Consider the following 16881-nt stretch of genomic DNA (forward strand, 5'->3'; position numbering starts at 1 on the left):
AGGCCCCGTCACCTATCCTCTCGGCAACCCCGATTCCCCCAATGAAAACGCCCACCTGGAGAGGGCGCCGGACGGGTCCGACGCCACCCCAGGTGGGCGCTGTACTTTATGCCGTCGCGACTCAGGCGGCCTGGACGGAACTGCGGATCAGGTGGTCGAAGGCGCCCAGGGAGGCCTTGGCCCCTTCGCCCATGGCGATGATGATCTGCTTGTAGGGCACCGTGGTGACGTCGCCGGCGGCGAAGATGCCGGGGACGGAGGTTTCACCATGGTGGCCGACGATCACCTCGCCGCGCTGGGTCAGTTCCACCGTGCCGCGCAGCCAGTCGGTGTTGGGCAGCAGGCCGATCTGCACGAAGATGCCCTCCAGCGCCAGCCGGTGCGTCTCGCCCGAGGCGCGGTCCTTGTAGACCAGGCCATTCACCTTCTGGCCGTCGCCTGTGACCTCGGTGGTCTGGGCCTGGGTCAGGATGGTGACGTTGGGCAGGCTCTTCAGCTTGGTCACCAGCACGGCGTCAGCGCGCAACTGGCTGTCGAACTCCAGCAGGGTGACATGGGCGACGATGCCGGCCAGGTCGATGGCCGCCTCGACACCGGAATTGCCGCCGCCGATCACCGCCACGCGCTTGCCCTTGAACAGGGGGCCGTCGCAGTGCGGGCAGAAGGCGACACCCTTGGTCTTGTACTGCTCCTCACCCGGGACCTTCATTTCGCGCCAGCGGGCGCCGGTGGCCAGGATCAGGGCCTTGGCCTTCAGCTTGGCGCCGCTTTCCAGCGTCACCTCGTGCAGGCCGTCGACCGTGGCCAGCGCCTTGGCGCGCTGCTGGTTCATGATGTCCACCTCATAGCTGCGGACATGCTCTTCCAGGCTGCGCACCAGCTTGGGGCCCTCCGTCGCGGTGACGGAGATGAAGTTCTCGATGCCCAGCGTGTCCATGACCTGGCCGCCGAAGCGCTCCGCCACGATGCCGGTGCGGATGCCCTTGCGGGCGGCGTAGATGGCGGCCGCGGCGCCGGCGGGGCCACCGCCCACCACCAGCACGTCGAACGGGTCCTTGGCGTCGATCTTGGCGGCCTCGCGGGCGACGGAGCTGGTGTCCAGCTTCGCCAGGATCTCCTCCAGGTCCATGCGGCCCTGGCCGAAGGGTTCGCCGTTCAGGAAGATGGCCGGCACGCCCATGATCTGGCGCTTGGTCACCTCATCCTGGAAGACGCCGCCGTCGATCATCTCATGGCGGATGCGGGGGTTCAGCACCGCCATCAGGTTCAGCGCCTGCACCACGTCGGGGCAGTTGTGGCAGGTCAGGGAGATGAAGGTCTCGAAGTGGTAGTCGCCCTCGATGGCCTTGATCTGCTCGATCACCTCGTCGCTGACCTTGGGCGGGTAGCCACCAGCCTGCAGCAGCGCCAGCACCAGCGAGGTGAACTCGTGGCCCATGGGCAGGCCGCTGAAGCGGATGCCGATGTCGCCGGCCGGGCGGTTCACGGTGAAGGACGGGCGGCGGCCGGCGCCGTCCACGTTCTCGTTGATGTTCACCAGGGTGGAGGCTTCGGCGATATCGGCCAGCAACTCCATCATCTGGCGGGAGGTGGCGCTATCGTCCGGGTAAGCAACAATCTCGATCGGCTGCTTCACCCGTTCCAGGTAGGCCTTCAATTGGGTCTTGAGATTGGCGTCCAACATCGGGGCGGGCTTTCTGGCGGAGAGGGAGGGGAAGGGCGGGCAAAGAGGGGGCGGTCACCGGCGCCATGCGGCGGCCAGGTGCGCATTTTGAAACGTAATATCGCAGGCGGACTGTTCAAGCGGGCGCGCCACCCAGAGCGTCACGGCGGCGTCGCGGCCCGGACCTAAGCCCCCAGGGGCGCAGGGCCCGGAGGCGTCCGGGGACCCGAGGGCCCCCGGACAGGGACCGGGACGTCGCCGTCCCGGTCCGGCATCAACCAACGCTAAATCAGATCTTGCCGACCAGATCCAGCGACGGCTTCAGGGTCTCGGCACCCTCGGTCCACTTGGCCGGGCACACTTCGCCGGGGTGGCTGGCGACGTACTGAGCGGCCTTCACCTTGCGCAGCAGCTCCGACGCGTCACGGCCGATGCCGTTGTCGTGGATCTCGCACAGCTTGATCTGGCCTTCGGGGTTGATCACGAAGGTGCCGCGCAGGGCCAGGCCCTCTTCCTCGATCAGGACGTCGAAGTTGCGGGCCAGCGTGGCGGTCGGGTCGCCGACCAGCGGGTACTGCACCTTGGCGATGGTGTCGGAGGTGTCGTGCCAGGCCTTGTGGGTGAAGTGGGTGTCGGTCGACACGCCGTAGATCTCCACGCCCAGCTTCTGGAACTCGGCGTAGTTGTCAGCCAGGTCGCCCAGCTCGGTCGGGCACACGAAGGTGAAGTCGGCCGGGTAGAACACCACCACGGACCACTTGCCCTTCAGGTCGGCCTCGGTGACGGGCACGAACTTGCCGTTGTGATAAGCGGTCGCCTTGAAGGGCTTCACTTCGGTATTGATGAGGGACATCATAAATTCCTTGGCTGGTTGAAATTGGTCAATCGCGGATTGGCAATCGCGTTCTTTTCGGTGGGGCGCACCGGCCGCGGACCCATCCGAGGCCCTGCGGCGTTCGCCCTACCGACGAACAGGACCATAGCCGCATCTTAGAATAATTCCAATTATAAAAATTGAGAGCCGTTTGCAGTCGCAGCATGCCAGCGTCGCGGCCGGCGACGGGGCCGTCCCCCTTGGCTTTCGGGAGGGCCAGAACCACCCGGCGCCGCGCGGGATGGGGCGTCACATGGGGCGGATCGAAACGACGGAGGCACTTTAATGGTGATGCGGCAGGGATTCCACCGTTCATAGGGCGAATCGCCACCAGATGAGCACGCCCAGGGGGACAGGGCGGCGCCGGTGGGCACCGCCCCCTCTCCGGCACAGGATCAGCCCTGAGGTACCGTCAGGCCCTCGCCCTTGCAGGCGGCGGCGAAGTCATTCATCACCTTGCCCAGGACGGGCGGCAGCATGGTCTTGGACTTGGCCATGGTCTGCTGCAGCAGCGCCGGCATTTCGGTGACCAGCTTGGCCCCGGCCGGCGTGTCGTAGAAGGCCAGAATCTGCCCCAGCTCCGCTTCGGTGAAATGCTCGGCATAGGTCGCGGCGACGGCATCGAAGAATGGCGCCATCGCCGTGTTGAAGTCGGGCAGCAGGCGCTTGTCCACCAGGGTCTGCACGTCGGCCTCCCGCCCCGGATTGGCGATCTTCAGCTTCTGCACCACGGGCTCGATGACCGTGGGGATGAGCTGCTGCATCAGGTTGGCGGCATTCGTCTTGGCCACCAGCTTATGTGCCAGTTCCAGCGCCTTGGGCGACGGCGCCGCAGCGGTCTGGGCATACGCCGGCACGGCGGCCATGATGGACGCGCCGATCAAACCGGCGGCAATTCTCTTAAGCACCCGTACTCCCCTTCCGGCCTAGCGGCCTTTTGTGATGGTGGATTGAGAGCGCCAGCCTACCGCAGCGGCCGACCGACTGAAATCGGCCACCACCACCTTGGGCTGAATGTCGCAGGGATGCCTATACCAGAGGCACGAGATGGAGACTCGTGCCTCTGTAGCCCGCGACTGCGGGCGCCGGAGCGAGCACCGCAGGGCGCAGCGAGGAAGCCAAAGGGCGCGGATGCGCCCGCCGGCGCTTGAGGCGGCATTTGAGAGGTCACGATCAAATGCCGCGCGTATTATATCGTCAGTTCCGGTGTGGGTGGATGCCCGGTCCGCCCCGCCCTCACCCCTGGGGAATGGTCAAGCCATTGCCCTTGCACGTGGTGATGAAGTCGCTCACCACCGGCCCCAGGGCCTGGGGCAGCAGGGCCTGCGCCCGGCCCCGGCCGCGCTGCTGCACCACCGGCATTTCCTTCAGCATCTTGGCGCCGGTGGGTGAAGCGTAGAAGTCCAGGATGGTCTTCAGCTCCGCCTCGGTGAAGCGCGCGGCGTAGGCCTGGGCGTAACTGTCGATGACTGGCGCCATGGCCTTGCGGAACGCCGGCAGCAGCGACTGCTCGAACAAGGCGTCCACCTCCGCCTCCCGCCCCGGGTTGGCGGCCTTCAGGTTGAAGGTCAGCGGTTGCACCGTGGCGGCCAGCACCTGCTGCATCACATCGTCGGCGTTGACCCTGTCAGCCAGTGCCCGAGCCAGCTCCAACGCCCTGGGGGTGGGGGCCGGGGACTGCGCCAGCCCCGCCCCCGCCCACAGGATCGCAGCCACACCCAGGCCGACCACGCCGGCGAACAGTCCCTTGCGCACGTCCATCCCCTCCCTTTTTGCCGCGTCCGGCTTTATGCCCGCGACAGTACCGTTGGGACGGTGGGATGCGGAAGAGGCGCGGCGGCCTCTACACCTAAATGCCAAACGCCGCCGCCCGGCATCCCGGACGGCGGCGCATTTGGCACCGGACTGATGGGACCGGCCTCAGCCCGGCTGGTACAGCTGGTCGAAGCTGCCGCCGTCGGCGAAGTGGGCCTTGTGGGCGTCGTGCCAGCCGCCGAAGGTGGAGATGTCGAACAGCTCCACCTTGGCGAACTTGTTCACCACCTCTTGCAGCACCACGGGATCGCGCGGGCGGTAGAAGTGCTTGGTGGCCAGGATCTGCGCCGGCTGGGTGTACAGCGTCTGCAGGTAGGCTTCCGCCACCCGGCGGGTGCCGTGGCGGTCCACCACCTTGTCCACCACCGCCACCGGCGGCTCCGCCAGGACGGAGACCGACGGGGTCACCAGCTCGAACTCGCCCGGGCCCAGTTCTTGAATGGCCAGGTAAGCCTCGTTCTCCCAGGCCAGCAGCACATCGCCCAGGCCGCGCTGCACGAAGGTGGTGGTGGCGCCACGGGCCCCGGTGTCCAGCACCGGCACCTTCTTGAACAGCGCCTTGATAAAGTCGCGGGCCGCCGCGTCACCGCCCTTGGCGCGGGCATAGCCCCAGGCCGCCAGGTAGTTCCAGCGGGCGCCGCCGGACGTCTTGGGGTTGGGGGTGATGACCTCCACCCCCGGCTTCAGCAGGTCCGGCCAGTCCTTGATGCCCTTGGGGTTGCCCTTGCGCACCAGGAACACGATGGTGCTGGTGTAGGGCGTGGAGTTATAGGGCAGGCGCTTCTGCCAATCCTTGTTGATCAGGCCGCCATTCTCGACGATGGCGTCGATGTCGTAGGCCAGCGCCAGGGTGACCACGTCGGCCTCCAGCCCATCGATGACGGCGCGGGCCTGCTTGCCCGACCCGCCGTGGGAGGTGTTGACGCTGACCTGGTCGCCACCCGCCGCCTTGGCCCACTCCTTGGCGAACAGGTCGTTATATTCCTTGTAGAATTCGCGTGTCGGGTCATAGGACACGTTCAGCAACTGCGAGGCGGAGCGGGCGCGCACCGACCCCAGCATGGCCACGCCGGCGGCACCCGCCATGGCGGTCAACAGTGTTCTGCGATGCATTCGGTATCCCCCTCAAGCGTTCGGGCCGGGCCCGGTGGCCCACCCCTGGCGGAGCGAAGGCGCCCCTGTGACAGGATGGCGCACCCCTTCCGTGTTGTTGCCGCCCATGACAAACGACACCGCAATCTGTGTCAACTGAAACATTAATAACAGTTCATTGATGTTATTATGAGGCGCGCTGATAACCTGGCGTCTCAAGCCACTGCCAAGCCAAGGCTTTGCCTATATCGCGGCGAATTAACCGCTTCCGTTGCGTAAAATAATCCAGCCATCACACCGACCCGCTGCATGGCAGTATTGCGACAGGGCACCGGCCGGCGGGCCACCGAAGCGCCCGGACACCCTCAGTCCATTGACATACCGTGGTTTTCCATAACCGCGCCGCTTGTGGCGGCCGCGCCACACGCCACCGCCGCCCATGGGGGCGCCCCCGCTTCAACCTCGACAAATTTGCTGTTTACGAACACATTACGAGAGAACATCAATGCTTTCACATGGTGATTTTGTACAATGTCCTCCGCCTTCCCCCTGTTCCTGACGCTGACCGGCCAGACGGCGCTGATCGTCGGTGGGGGGAATTGGCCCTGCGCAAGGCGCGCCTGGTGGCCGGGTCCGGCGCCGAAGGCCGAGGCGCCCGCTTGGTGGTGGTGGCGGCGGACGTGCATCCGGACCTGGTCGCCTTGGCCGCCGAGGTGCGCCGTCGCCCCTTCGTCCCCGACGACCTGGACGGCGCGACCCTGGTGTTCGCCGCCGGCGAGGATGAGGACGAGGCCGCCAAGGTCGCCGCCCTGGCCCGGGCGCGGGGCCTGCTGGTCAACGTGCCCGACCGGCCGCACCTGTCCACCTTCATCATGCCCGCCATCATCGACCGGGGCCCGATCACGGTGGCCATCTCCACCAACGGCACCTCCCCCGTCCTGGCCCGCCGACTGCGCGCCCGCATCGAGGCGGCGCTGGAACCCGGCCTGGGCCGCCTGGCCACCTTCCTGGACAGCTTCCGCGGCGCCGTCCGCGCCGTGAAATCGGATGAGACGGCGCGCCGCCGCTTTTGGGAACGGGTCATCGACGGCCCCATCGCCCAGCGCTTCCTGGCGGGGGACGAGGCCGGCGCGCATGAGCAGCTGGTGAAAGCCCTGAACACGGATGGCGGAAACGCGGGCGACACGGCCGAGGGCGGATCCGTCGCCCTGGTGGGCGCCGGCCCCGGCGACCCGGATTTGCTGACCCTGCGGGCCCTGCGCGTGCTGCAGAACGCCGACGTCCTGGTGCACGACAAGCTGGTCGACGACCGCATCCTGGACTATGTGCGCCGCGACGCCCGGCGCATCTACGTCGGCAAGGCCAAGTCCTGCCACACCGTCAGCCAGGACGAGATCAACGCCATCCTGGTGCGCGAGGCCAAGGCCGGCCACCGCGTGGTGCGCCTGAAAGGCGGCGACCCCTTCGTCTTCGGCCGGGGGGGTGAGGAGATGGCGGTGCTGCGCGCCGCCGGCGTGGCGGTGGAACTGGTGCCCGGCATCACCGCCGCCGCCGGCTGCGCCGCCGCCACCGGCATCCCTCTGACCCACCGCGGCCTGGCCCAGGGTATCACCCTGGTGACCGCCCACGGCGCCGCGCACGGCGGGCCGGGTTCCGATGGGGCGCCGTCGGAACCGGCCATCGACTGGACGGCGCTGGCGCGCCTGGACCACACCCTGGCCATCTATATGGGCCTCAGCAAGGCCGGCCTGGTGGCTGATCGCCTGATCGCCGCCGGCAAGGCGCCCGACACCCCGGTCGCGGTGATCGAGAATGGCACCCGGCCGGACCAGACCCTGATCGTCGGCACGCTGGACCGCCTGGGCGCCCTGGCCGCCGGCCTGACCGGGCCCGCCCTGATCCTGGTGGGGAAGGTCGTGACCCTGGCCGACCCCGCCAAGATCGCCGCCGATATTCTCACCACCCTTCCCGTTCCGGGCCGCGATGCGGACACGACCCCGGACACGGGTTTCAAAGCCGCCGTCTCGAGAGGATAGTCCCATGGCCCGCGTTACCGACGCCCCCAAGGTCGTCACCGCCAACCGCCTGCAGGACGGCGCCGTCGTCTGGCTGACCGCCGCCGGCGACTGGTCGACCCGCATCGCGGACGCCCAGGTGCAGGCGGACACGGCCGGCGTGGAAACAGCCCTGGGCATCGCCCGCGCCTCCGCCGCCCGGCAGGAGGTGGTGGAGCCCTACGCCGTGGACGTGGTGGTGGAGGGTGATGGCCCCCGCCCCCTGAAGACACGGGAATGGATCCGCGCCGCCGGCCCCAGTATCGACGCCATCCCCACGGCGGCGTAACGCCGGCGCCCCCTCATTCCCGCATGAATTAAGACCACATCGAGCTTGCCGTCATGAGCCCCACCGCCGCCGCCCGCCAGATCGACCCACCCGCCAACGGCCTGCCCAGCCATGCCGGCATCTACCACTACGACCAGGTGGACCGCGATTTCCTGAGGCAGCGGGTGGAGCAATTCCGTCGCCAAGTGGCGCGCCGCCTGGCTGGTGAGCTGACCGAGGACGAGTTCAAGCCGCTGCGCCTGATGAACGGCCTGTACCTGCAGCTGCACGCCTACATGCTGCGCGTCGCCGTGCCCTATGGCGTGCTGACCAGCCGCCAGGTGCGCCAGTTCGGCCGCATCGCCCGGCAGTACGACAAGGGCTTCGGCCACTTCACCACCCGCCAGAACCTGCAGTTCAACTGGATCAAGCTGGTCGATGTGCCGGCCATCCTGGACCTGCTGGCGGAGGTGGACCTGCACGCCATCCAGACCAGCGGCAACTGCATCCGCAACGTGACCTCGGACCAGTTCGCCGGTGTCGCCAGCGACGAGGTGGTGGACCCCCGCCATTATGCCGAGGTGCTGCGGCAATGGTCGACGCTGCACCCGGAATTCTCGTTCCTGCCGCGCAAGTTCAAGATCGCCATCACCGGCAGCAGCGCCGACCGCGCCGCCATCTGCATCCACGACGTGGGCCTGATCGCCAAGCGCGACGCGGATGGTAATGTGGGATTTGAGGTCTATGTCGGCGGCGGCCTGGGCCGCACGCCCTTCATCGCCAAGAAGCTGCGCGACTGGCTGCCGGAAGATCAACTGATCGCCTATCTTGAGGCGACCTTGCGCGTCTACAACGCCTATGGCCGGCGCGACAACATCTACAAGGCGCGCATCAAGATCCTGGTGCATGAACTGGGCATCGACGCCTTCCGCGATGAGGTGGAGGCCGAGTTCGCCCGCATGCCGGTGGCCGAATACCGGCTGGAACCAGCCATCATCGACGGCATCCGCGCCCGCTTCGCCAGCCAGCCTTATGAAGTGCTGGAGCCCATTTCCGGCGTGCTGGCCCGCGCGCGGCTGGAGGACCAGGCCTTCAACCGCTGGGTCCGCACCAACGTCGCCGCCCACCGCCAGCCCGGCTACGCCATCGCCACCATCACGCTGAAGCCGGCGGGCGGCATCCCGGGCGACGTGTCGGCGGACCAGATGGACGCCATCGCCGACCTGGCTGACCGCTACAGCTTCGGCGAAATCCGCGTGACGCATGAGCAAAACCTGGTGCTGGCCCATGTCCGCCAGGACGACTTGCCGGCCTTGTGGAAGGCGCTGTCGGCCATCGGCTTCGGCGAGGCCAATTCCGGCCTGATCACCGACATCATCGCCTGCCCCGGCCTGGACTACTGCGCCCTGGCCAACGCCCGCTCCATCCCCCTGGCCCAGCGTATATCCGAAAGATTCGCCGACCTGGACCGGCAGCACGACATAGGCGAATTGAAAATTAAAATCAGTGGTTGCATAAATGCCTGTGGCCATCACCATGTCGGCCACATCGGCATCCTGGGCGTCGATAAGAAGGGTGTGGAGGCCTACCAGCTGACGCTGGGGGGCTCTGCGGCCGAGGTGGGCGCCATCGGCGACATCATGGGCCCGGCCCTGTCGGCGGACGAGACGGTGGACGCCATCGAGTCCGTGGTCGGCGTTTATCTGGAACAGCGCCAGGACGGGGAACGCTTCCTCGACACCCTGGCCCGCATCGGTCACACCCCGTTCAAGGACAAGGTCTATGCCTCTCATTGACTCCGGGAAACTGGTCGACGACGCCTGGGTACGCCTGGGTGACGACGACGCCCTGCCGGCGGCGGACGTGCCCGTCATCGTCAGCTTGGCCCGCTTCCACAAGGACCGCGCCAGCCTGGTGGGCCGCAACGGCGGCCTGGGCATCTGGCTGGCCAGCAACCAGCACCCCAAGGATATCGCGGACGATTTGGCGGATTTCGCCCTGGTGGCGCTGGACTTCCCCAAGTTCCGCGACGGCCGCGGCTTCACCATCGCCCGCGAGCTGCGGGAGCATCTGGGCTATCGCGGCGTCATCCGTGCCACCGGCCACACCCTGCCGGACCAATACCTGTTCCTGGTCCGCTGCGGCGTGACCCAGGTGGAAATTCCGGAAGGCCGCGACCCGGCCCTGTGGGCCCACGCGCTGACCGAGATTGGCACCGCCTATCAGGTGTCGGTGGCCGGCCCCCTGTCGATGGCGCGCCTGGCGCGCCACAAGACGACGGAGCATGCGGCGTGACCGGGGTGGGCGACCGGGCGGCCGATCTGGCCCGGACCTACGCCGGCCTGACGGGCCCGGCGCTGCTGGAACCCCTGCTGACGCGGGACCTGAAGGGAGAGATCGCGCTGGTCTCCTCCTTCGGGGCGGAATCCGCCGTGCTGCTGCACATGGTGGCGGCGATCGACCCGGCCACGCCCGTCCTTTTCCTGAACACCGGCAAGCTGTTCGGCGAGACCCTGCGCTATCGCCGGGAGCTGGTGGCCAAGCTGGGCCTGACCGATGCCCGCGAGATCAAGCCGCTGCCCGAGGATGTGGCCGCCCACGATGCCGACGGCCTGCTGTGGCGCACCAACCCGGACGCCTGCTGCCGCTTCCGCAAGGTGGAACCGCTGAACCGCGCGCTGGAGGGCTTCAGCGCCTGGATCACCGGCCGCAAGCGGTTCCAGGCGGCCACGCGCGCCGATCTGGTGACCATCGAGGCGGCCGAGGGCCGGCTGAAGATCAATCCGCTGGCGGACTGGGGCCGCGACGATCTGGTGGCCTACCTGGACCGCCATGACCTGCCCCGTCACCCGCTGGAGGCCGACGGCTATCTGTCCATCGGCTGCATGCCCTGCACCGACCGCGTCGCCGCCGGCGACGATGGGCGGTCCGGCCGCTGGGCCGGCCTGGGCAAGACGGAATGCGGTATCCACCTGCCGCTGCCCGCCGTGGCGGCCCCCTCACCCTGAACCCGGCTCAGCCCTCCGCCACCTTGGGGGCGGCCTGTCTATGGGCGGCGGGCCCAACGGCGGCAGAGCGTGGGTTGGCGTCGCGGGGCTTGAACACGTCGCGCAGCTTGTCGACGGCGGAATCGAACATGGTGAACACCGCCTCCACGCTGTAGCCCGCCAGGAAGGCGGCGCCCAGCAGGGAGATTTGGGCCGAGGCCGTGGGCTCGATGGTGGCGACCACGCTCTTGTAAAACAGCCCGGTCGATAGCCCCAGGGTCAGGCCCAGCGCCCGGCGCAGCACCATGCGAAAGCCGAGCTGCGGCAGGAGGGAGGCGTTGACCACCGCGTCCGTCAGCACCCGGGCGATATAGGCGCAGGCGCCCAGCAGGCCGAACAGGGCCGGCAGGACGTAGAGGGTCAGTGCCGTACCAGCGCTCCAGGCCAATTCCACCGTGTGCAGCAGGATGGTATCGGGGTCCTCCAAGGAGGCGGCTACGGGCGCCGGCGGCGAAACCGTCGAGACCGTCTCCCGCCGCTGGCAATAGCCGTGGGCGTCAAAGCTGAGCGTGACGACCCGGGACAGCGGATGACAGATCCACGGCGCCAGCAACTGCGCCGCCGCATGCCGCCGCAGCTGGACCAGGGGCTCTTCGACGGCCGCCTGGGCGGAACCGCCGCCAGCGGTGGCCGCGTCGTCCATGGGTCGCTGCGCCGCCGCGCCCTCGATGAACAGCAGTTTGCGCACACCGGTCTGGGTCAGGAGGTTGGTGCCGTTGGCGGCGTGTATCTGCACGATGGCCGTCAGCAGCGCCACGCCCACCAGCCAGGCGACGCCGCTGCGGATGGTTCGTTGCACCAGCCCAGCCCGGGTCAGCGAATGCCACCAGCCGGCCAGGCCCATGTCGCGGCGGAATTCCCGCAGATGGCGCAGGCTGGCGCTGGTGGCCGGGGCGATCACCACCGACAAGGCCTGGTAGGCCACCCACAGCGCCTGCTTATCCTCCAGGCTCAACCGCTCCGGCGGGATGGCGGTGACGCGCACCGCCGCGTCGATCACGGCCCGCTCCAGCACCAGGCCGCGGCCGGCGGCATAGCTCAGCATGACGCGCACGTCATCCTGCCATTCCTCCCACCGCTGGTGGTCACGCGCATCCATTTCGATCACCGCGGGCGCCGCAGCGGTCCCGTTTGCGTTCGTTCCGTCGGTCATGGCCGCCCCCTCCCCACTCCAAGACCTCAATTAAAGAGATATGACGCAATAAAGTCTTTCTCTTTTTTATGATCTTGGCATTCCAGGAGCGGGCCGCCATGCTTTCCCGGCCGGGGACGACCCCGGCCTTTTACACCCACCGGAGAACCGCCATGGCCTGGCTATGGTTGCTGCTGGCCGGCCTGTCCGAAGTGGGCTGGGCCGTGGGCCTGAAGTACACCGAGGGCTTCACCCGCCCCATCCCGTCCATCCTCACCCTCGCCGCCATGGGCATCAGCCTCGGCATGTTGGGCCTGGCCCTGCGCGCCCTGCCGCTGGGCACGGCCTACGCGGTGTGGACGGGGATCGGGACCCTGGGCACGGTCGTCGCCGGCATCGTCCTGTTCAACGAGCCGGCGACGGCCCTGCGCCTGGCCTGCATCGGCCTGATCGTGGCCGGCATCGCCGGGCTGAAGCTGGCGCACGGGTGAGTCTCACATCACCCAGGTGACCACCATGGCAGTATCGACCACCGCCATGGCGGCCATGCACGCCCAGCCCAGGGCGCGCAAGGCCGGCGGCAACACGAACTCGCCCATGATCTCGCGCTTGGTCGCCATGCGCATCATCATGACGATGACCGGCACGGCCACCAGGCCGTTGACCACGGCGCTCCAGAACAGGGCTTTCACCGGGTCCATGTCGATGACGTTCATGACCGAGCCCACGGCCATGGCGGCCAGGATGGCGCCGTAGAAGGCCTTGGCCTTGTTCCAGGGTCGCGCCAGGCCCACCGGCCAGCGCCGCGCCTCGCCCAGCGCATAGGCCGCTGATCCCGCCAGCACCGGCAGGGCCAGCAGGCCGGTGCCGATGATGCCCAGGGCGAAGATGGCGAAGGCGAAGGTGCCGGCGATGGGCCGCAACGCCTCCGCCGCCTGCGAGGAGGTCTGGATGTCGGTGACGCCATGGGTGTGCAGGGTGGCGGCCGTGGTGATGATGATGAACAGCGCCACGCCGTTGGACAGCAGCATGCCGATATAGGTGTCGAGGCGGATGCGGCGCAGTTCCTCCGGCCCTTGCTGCGGCGCCTTTTTCAGGGGTTGGGCGGCGGGGTCGCCCTTTTCCTCCTCCACCTCCTGGTCGGCCTGCCAGAAGAACAGGTAGGGGCTGATGGTGGTGCCGAAGACGGCCACCACCGCCACGAGATAGTCGGCGGTCCAGGCGATGTGCGGCCGCACGATGGCCAGCCCCAGTTCCCCCCACGGGATGGGCACCACCAGCACGGTGGCGACATAGGCGAACAGGGACAGGGTCAGCCATTTCAGGATGGAGACATAACGGCAATAGGGCACCAGGATCTGCAAGGCCGCCGACGCCGCGCCAAAGGCGATGACGTACAGCCACTGCGGCCCGCCGATCAGCAGGCCCAGCGCGGCCGCCATGGCGCCCAGGTCGGCACCGATGTTGACCACGTTGGCCGCCACCAGCAGGAAAACGATGGCGTTGATGGTCAGGGGCGGATAATGCCGGCGCAGGTTGCCGGCGATGCCATGGCCGGTCACCCGGCCGATCCGGGCGCTGATCTCCTGGATGGCCGCCATCAGCGGATAGGTCAGCACCAGGGTCCAGGCCAAGCCATAGCCGAACTGGGCGCCCGCCTGGGAATATGTGGCGATGCCGCTGGGGTCGTCGTCGGAGGCGCCGGTGACCAGTCCGGGGCCCAGACACTGCCAAATTGTATGGGGCTTGCGCGGGCCGGTCGCGGTTGCGGATGGCGCCGACTCCGGCTCCAGCGTGTCCAAGGCGTGCCTCCCCGCTCAGTGTCGAAGCCGGGATGGGCCACCCGCCTACCGTGCGGCCCATCCCCGCCCCTAAAGATGCAAGGGCGATACCTTGTTCCGTTCAGACCAAGGTGCGCTGATCCGGGGCCATGGCCAAGCTCCGCGTCCTCACGCGCCAGCGATGACCGGCGGATCACACTCGTCACACGCCTCTTTCAGCGCGGGCTCGGCCAGGCGGTCCAGGATCTGCTTCAGGGTGGCGAGATCGGTGGCGCAGCCCTGGGCCTCCGCCAGGATGCTGTCCATGATCTCGAAGCCTAGCGACCGATAGCTTTCGAACTGGCTTTCGGAGAACCACTGGTCGGTGGTGGACTCGTGCGGGAAGGTGGGGTGGCTGTTGGCATAGGCCTTGACCCCCGCGCTTTCGTCGCAGTTATGGAAGCTGGCCTTGACGTACAGGATGATGCCCGGCTTGGCCGCCGGCCCGTCGACGATGGCGTAGTCGATGACGCCCATGGCGTGATAGGGCACGTCGGCCAGCACCTCCGCCGGGTTGGCGGGGCGCGGCTTCATGGCCTGCAGGTCATGGAAGCGGACGGGGATGCCGAAGTCGATGCCGATCTTGCGCACCGTGTCGCCCAGGTCACTGTAGGTGAAGGTCGGGTCGCAGCCGGCGTCGCTGATCACGATGTAGCGGCAGCGGCGCCGCACCATCTCATACAGCCCCAGGTTCTCGAAATGGCCGCCATCCGACAGGTTGACATACGGCTGCGTGTCGGTGGTCAGGCCGAAGGCGTCCTTGACCAGCGGCAGGGCCGCCGTGGGCGGGCCGTTGCGGTACCAGGACGTGTCGCCCGCCGGCGACGGATTGCCCAGCCACCAGCCCAACCGCACGTTCAGCAGGGTCAGCAGCAAGGACACGGTGGGGGAGGAGTGATAGCCCATGTTGGGGTTCACGGCGGCGCCGGAAATGGCCATGGCCGTGCCCAGCGTGATGCCGGTGTTCTGCTCATCCTCCTCCACCGGGAGGCGCACCTTGCGCCACAGGAAGGGCCACAGGATCCACTGGCGTCCGCTGTGCGAAGCGCCGCCGTACTTGGAAGATGGGCGATAGGCGCCGCGGTAGGTGGCCAGCGTGCCGCCCGGCTGGTCCAGCAAGGGGCACAGCGACGCCGCCCCGCTGTGCAGGGGGCTGATGGTGAAGGGCATGGCCTTGCGCTGCTGCCACGCCAGGTTCCGGGTGGACACGATGTTCAGCGTGGTGGTCAGCACATGGAAAGGCCGCCACTGGTCGCCCGTGCGCCGGGCCCGGTCCTTGGGCCACAGCGCCGCCATGGGCGGGTTGTCGTCCATGTCGAAGCCGGTGAAGCGGTCGGGCTTGCGCCCGATGTGCGAGGCCCCCAGGAAGGCCCGGACCAGCCGGTTGCGATACAGGCCGTGCAGGGAGAAGCGGTTGATGTTGATGTATTTCGACGCGAACCAGGCGATGGCGCCCAGGATGGCGGCGGCGATGAGCAGCAGCGGCACCACCATGCTGCGGTCCTGCGGCTCCGCCATGCCCTGGAACAGCACCGATCCGGTGCTGTCGGGCCACGGCACGTAGTTGCCGTAGGAGATGAGGTAGGTGAACAGGGAGTCGCGCAACACCACCAGGTCGATGACGGCGGAGCCGACCACCAGCAGCAGGGCGAAGAACAGGGGCGCCGCCAGGCTGGCCACCACGCTGTAGAGCAGGGCCACCGGGCTGCGGTTGGGCGCCTGGGTGGAGGGCTGGGCCGTGGTGCGGCCGCTGGCGCCCGTCAGCCAGCCGATCACCGCCGTGGCGCCGCCGCCGGCCACCAGCCACTCGAACAGGGCATCGGCCCCCCGTTCCACCTGCCCCGCCGTCCACGATCCCAGCAGGGCCAGCGCCACGCCGGCGATCCAGGCCAGGCAAACCGCCAGGTACCAGCCGGCGGAGCGGGCGAACCACTCCCGCTGCTCGTCCGAGCGGGGCGTGTTGCTGGTCAGGGCCACGTAGCAGGTTTCCGCCACCAGCTGCGACAGCAGCAGCCAGGGGGTGGCGAACATCAGCAGCAGCAACAGCCGCAAGGGCGCATCCCCGCCGGAGCCCAGCAGGTGGGCGCCAAACCCCAGGAAGGCGCCGTAGGCGAAGCCGGCCACCAGCCAGCCCCAAGTCGTGCGGTGCTTCAGCCGCGCCCAGCGGCCAAGGTCCAGCAGGGCGCTGAAGAACTCACCCGTGGTCAAGAGGGTGACGACCTGGGCGGCGCCGTAGACCACCACCCCGAACAGCCCGCCCAAGACCAGCAGGTCGGCCAGCGGCGTCACGATCAGCAGTTGATAGCCGATGGTGGTGTCCAGCGCCCCGGTCCACGCGACCCCGCCCAGGAACATGGGCAGGAGGTTGCCCCAGAGGAACTGTTCCTGGGTGGCGCTGGCCGTGCCGCTGAGCCGCATGCTGCGCAAGGTGAAGCGCAAGCCTGTAAGGACCAGGACCAGGGAAATGGCCGCAAGGATGGCCAGCGCCAGGCCGTATTTTTGGTCGCCGAAGGGATGGGGCAGCCAGGCCACGCCCACCGCCGCCAGCTTCACCACCACCAGGCTCAGCAGGAACAGGGGGATCAGCAGCACCCAGTTCAGCACCAGGTTGCGCAGGATCATGGCCGCGGCCGCCCAGGTGTCGGCGGAGACCAGGCCCACCTTGGGCGTCAGGTAGTTGCTGTCGCGGCGCAGGTCGCCGATGGCCGTCGGCTCCACCGCGCTGACCTCATGGCCGCGCGTGTTGAGCTGCGGCAGCACGTCGGCATAGGGCTGGCGGGAAAGCCAGGCCGACAGCCAGCTGCCGATGTAGCCGCCGCCCGACACGGTGGACAGGTAGTTGAACTGCCCCAGCAGCGCCTTGTCCGGCGCCGGCAGGCGGAAGTCCTTGCAGGGCCGGGGCCGCGCCGCCAGCGCCTGGATGATGCCCAGGGCGAAGGTGGCGCTGCGGATGCCGCCGCCCGACAGGCAGAGGGCGGTGGATTCCAGGGCGTTGAGCCCCAGGTTGAGCTGGTCGTCCTGCACCCCGTCGAGCGCGTGGTCGCCATGGATTTCCTTGGCCTCGGCGCGCAAGACCTCGATGGTGCTGAGCGGATTGGTCATTGGTTTGCCCCTGG

The 16881-nt window shown here is 68.1% G+C and carries 14 protein-coding genes; 6 read left to right on the forward strand and 8 right to left on the reverse strand.

The features are described 5' to 3' along the window. Positions 1-121 precede the first annotated feature (121 nt). The 5 genes from ahpF to ULB03_RS17030 all read right to left on the reverse strand — a co-directional run bounded on the left by ahpF (position 122) and on the right by ULB03_RS17030 (position 5465). Positions 122-1684, reverse strand: coding sequence for an alkyl hydroperoxide reductase subunit F (ahpF, locus tag ULB03_RS17010; protein WP_322484318.1), 1563 nt, complete (start codon positions 1682-1684; stop codon positions 122-124). 268 nt (positions 1685-1952) lie between these two features. Beyond that, a complete protein-coding gene (gene ahpC, locus ULB03_RS17015) occupies positions 1953-2516 on the reverse strand; it encodes an alkyl hydroperoxide reductase subunit C (RefSeq protein ID WP_145608432.1) in 564 nt (187 codons plus the stop codon). A 416-nt stretch (positions 2517-2932) separates the two neighbouring features. Beyond that, entirely contained in the window at positions 2933-3445 is a 513-nt protein-coding gene (locus ULB03_RS17020) for a DUF2059 domain-containing protein (RefSeq protein ID WP_322484319.1), read from the reverse strand. A 328-nt stretch (positions 3446-3773) separates the two neighbouring features. Continuing rightward, on the reverse strand, positions 3774-4292 hold the full coding sequence (locus ULB03_RS17025; protein ID WP_322484320.1) for a DUF2059 domain-containing protein: 519 nt from the start codon (positions 4290-4292) through the stop codon (positions 3774-3776). A gap of 165 nt (positions 4293-4457) precedes the next feature. Further along, positions 4458-5465 (reverse strand): sulfate ABC transporter substrate-binding protein, encoded by a 1008-nt coding sequence (locus tag ULB03_RS17030; RefSeq protein WP_322484321.1) that lies wholly within the window; start codon positions 5463-5465, stop codon positions 4458-4460. A gap of 578 nt (positions 5466-6043) precedes the next feature. Between ULB03_RS17030 and cysG the strand changes: the two genes are divergently transcribed. Genes cysG through ULB03_RS17055 form a run of 5 tightly spaced genes read left to right on the forward strand, consistent with a single transcriptional unit; the run spans position 6044 to position 10774 of the window. Then, complete coding sequence (gene cysG, locus ULB03_RS17035; RefSeq protein ID WP_322484322.1) at positions 6044-7480, forward strand: siroheme synthase CysG; 1437 nt, start codon at positions 6044-6046, stop codon at positions 7478-7480. A 4-nt stretch (positions 7481-7484) separates the two neighbouring features. Beyond that, positions 7485-7787 (forward strand): DUF2849 domain-containing protein, encoded by a 303-nt coding sequence (locus ULB03_RS17040; RefSeq protein WP_322484323.1) that lies wholly within the window; start codon positions 7485-7487, stop codon positions 7785-7787. A 53-nt stretch (positions 7788-7840) separates the two neighbouring features. Then, on the forward strand, positions 7841-9562 hold the full coding sequence (locus ULB03_RS17045) for a nitrite/sulfite reductase (RefSeq protein ID WP_322484324.1): 1722 nt from the start codon (positions 7841-7843) through the stop codon (positions 9560-9562). Beyond that, positions 9549-10061, forward strand: a complete 513-nt coding sequence (locus ULB03_RS17050; RefSeq protein WP_322484325.1) for a DUF934 domain-containing protein — start codon at positions 9549-9551, stop codon at positions 10059-10061. Before ULB03_RS17045 ends, ULB03_RS17050 begins: the two co-directional genes overlap by 14 nt. After that, complete coding sequence (locus ULB03_RS17055; RefSeq protein WP_322484326.1) at positions 10058-10774, forward strand: phosphoadenylyl-sulfate reductase; 717 nt, start codon at positions 10058-10060, stop codon at positions 10772-10774. The genes ULB03_RS17050 and ULB03_RS17055 overlap by 4 nt, the downstream gene beginning before the upstream one ends. A 7-nt stretch (positions 10775-10781) precedes the next feature. Here the strand turns inward: ULB03_RS17055 and ULB03_RS17060 are convergent, their stop codons facing one another. Further along, the gene (locus ULB03_RS17060) at positions 10782-11912 is read right to left on the reverse strand and encodes a hypothetical protein (protein WP_322484327.1); all 1131 of its coding nucleotides are present in this window, start codon (positions 11910-11912) and stop codon (positions 10782-10784) included. Positions 11913-12118: 206 nt separating this feature from the next. Between ULB03_RS17060 and sugE the strand changes: the two genes are divergently transcribed. Next, positions 12119-12436 carry a quaternary ammonium compound efflux SMR transporter SugE gene (sugE, locus tag ULB03_RS17065; RefSeq protein ID WP_322485219.1) on the forward strand — a complete coding sequence of 106 codons (318 nt, stop codon included), beginning with the start codon at positions 12119-12121 and terminating at the stop codon, positions 12434-12436. Positions 12437-12439: 3 nt separating this feature from the next. Here sugE and ULB03_RS17070 read toward each other — a convergent pair whose 3' ends face one another. Beyond that, positions 12440-13747: an NRAMP family divalent metal transporter gene (locus tag ULB03_RS17070; protein WP_322484328.1), complete on the reverse strand. Its 1308-nt coding sequence runs from the start codon at positions 13745-13747 to the stop codon at positions 12440-12442. Between the two features lie 147 nt (positions 13748-13894). Further along, positions 13895-16867 (reverse strand): patatin-like phospholipase family protein, encoded by a 2973-nt coding sequence (locus tag ULB03_RS17075; protein WP_322484329.1) that lies wholly within the window; start codon positions 16865-16867, stop codon positions 13895-13897. Positions 16868-16881: the final 14 nt, after the last annotated feature.

Source organism: Nitrospirillum goiasense, from assembly GCF_034427435.1.
Lineage (GTDB): Bacteria > Pseudomonadota > Alphaproteobacteria > Azospirillales > Azospirillaceae > Nitrospirillum.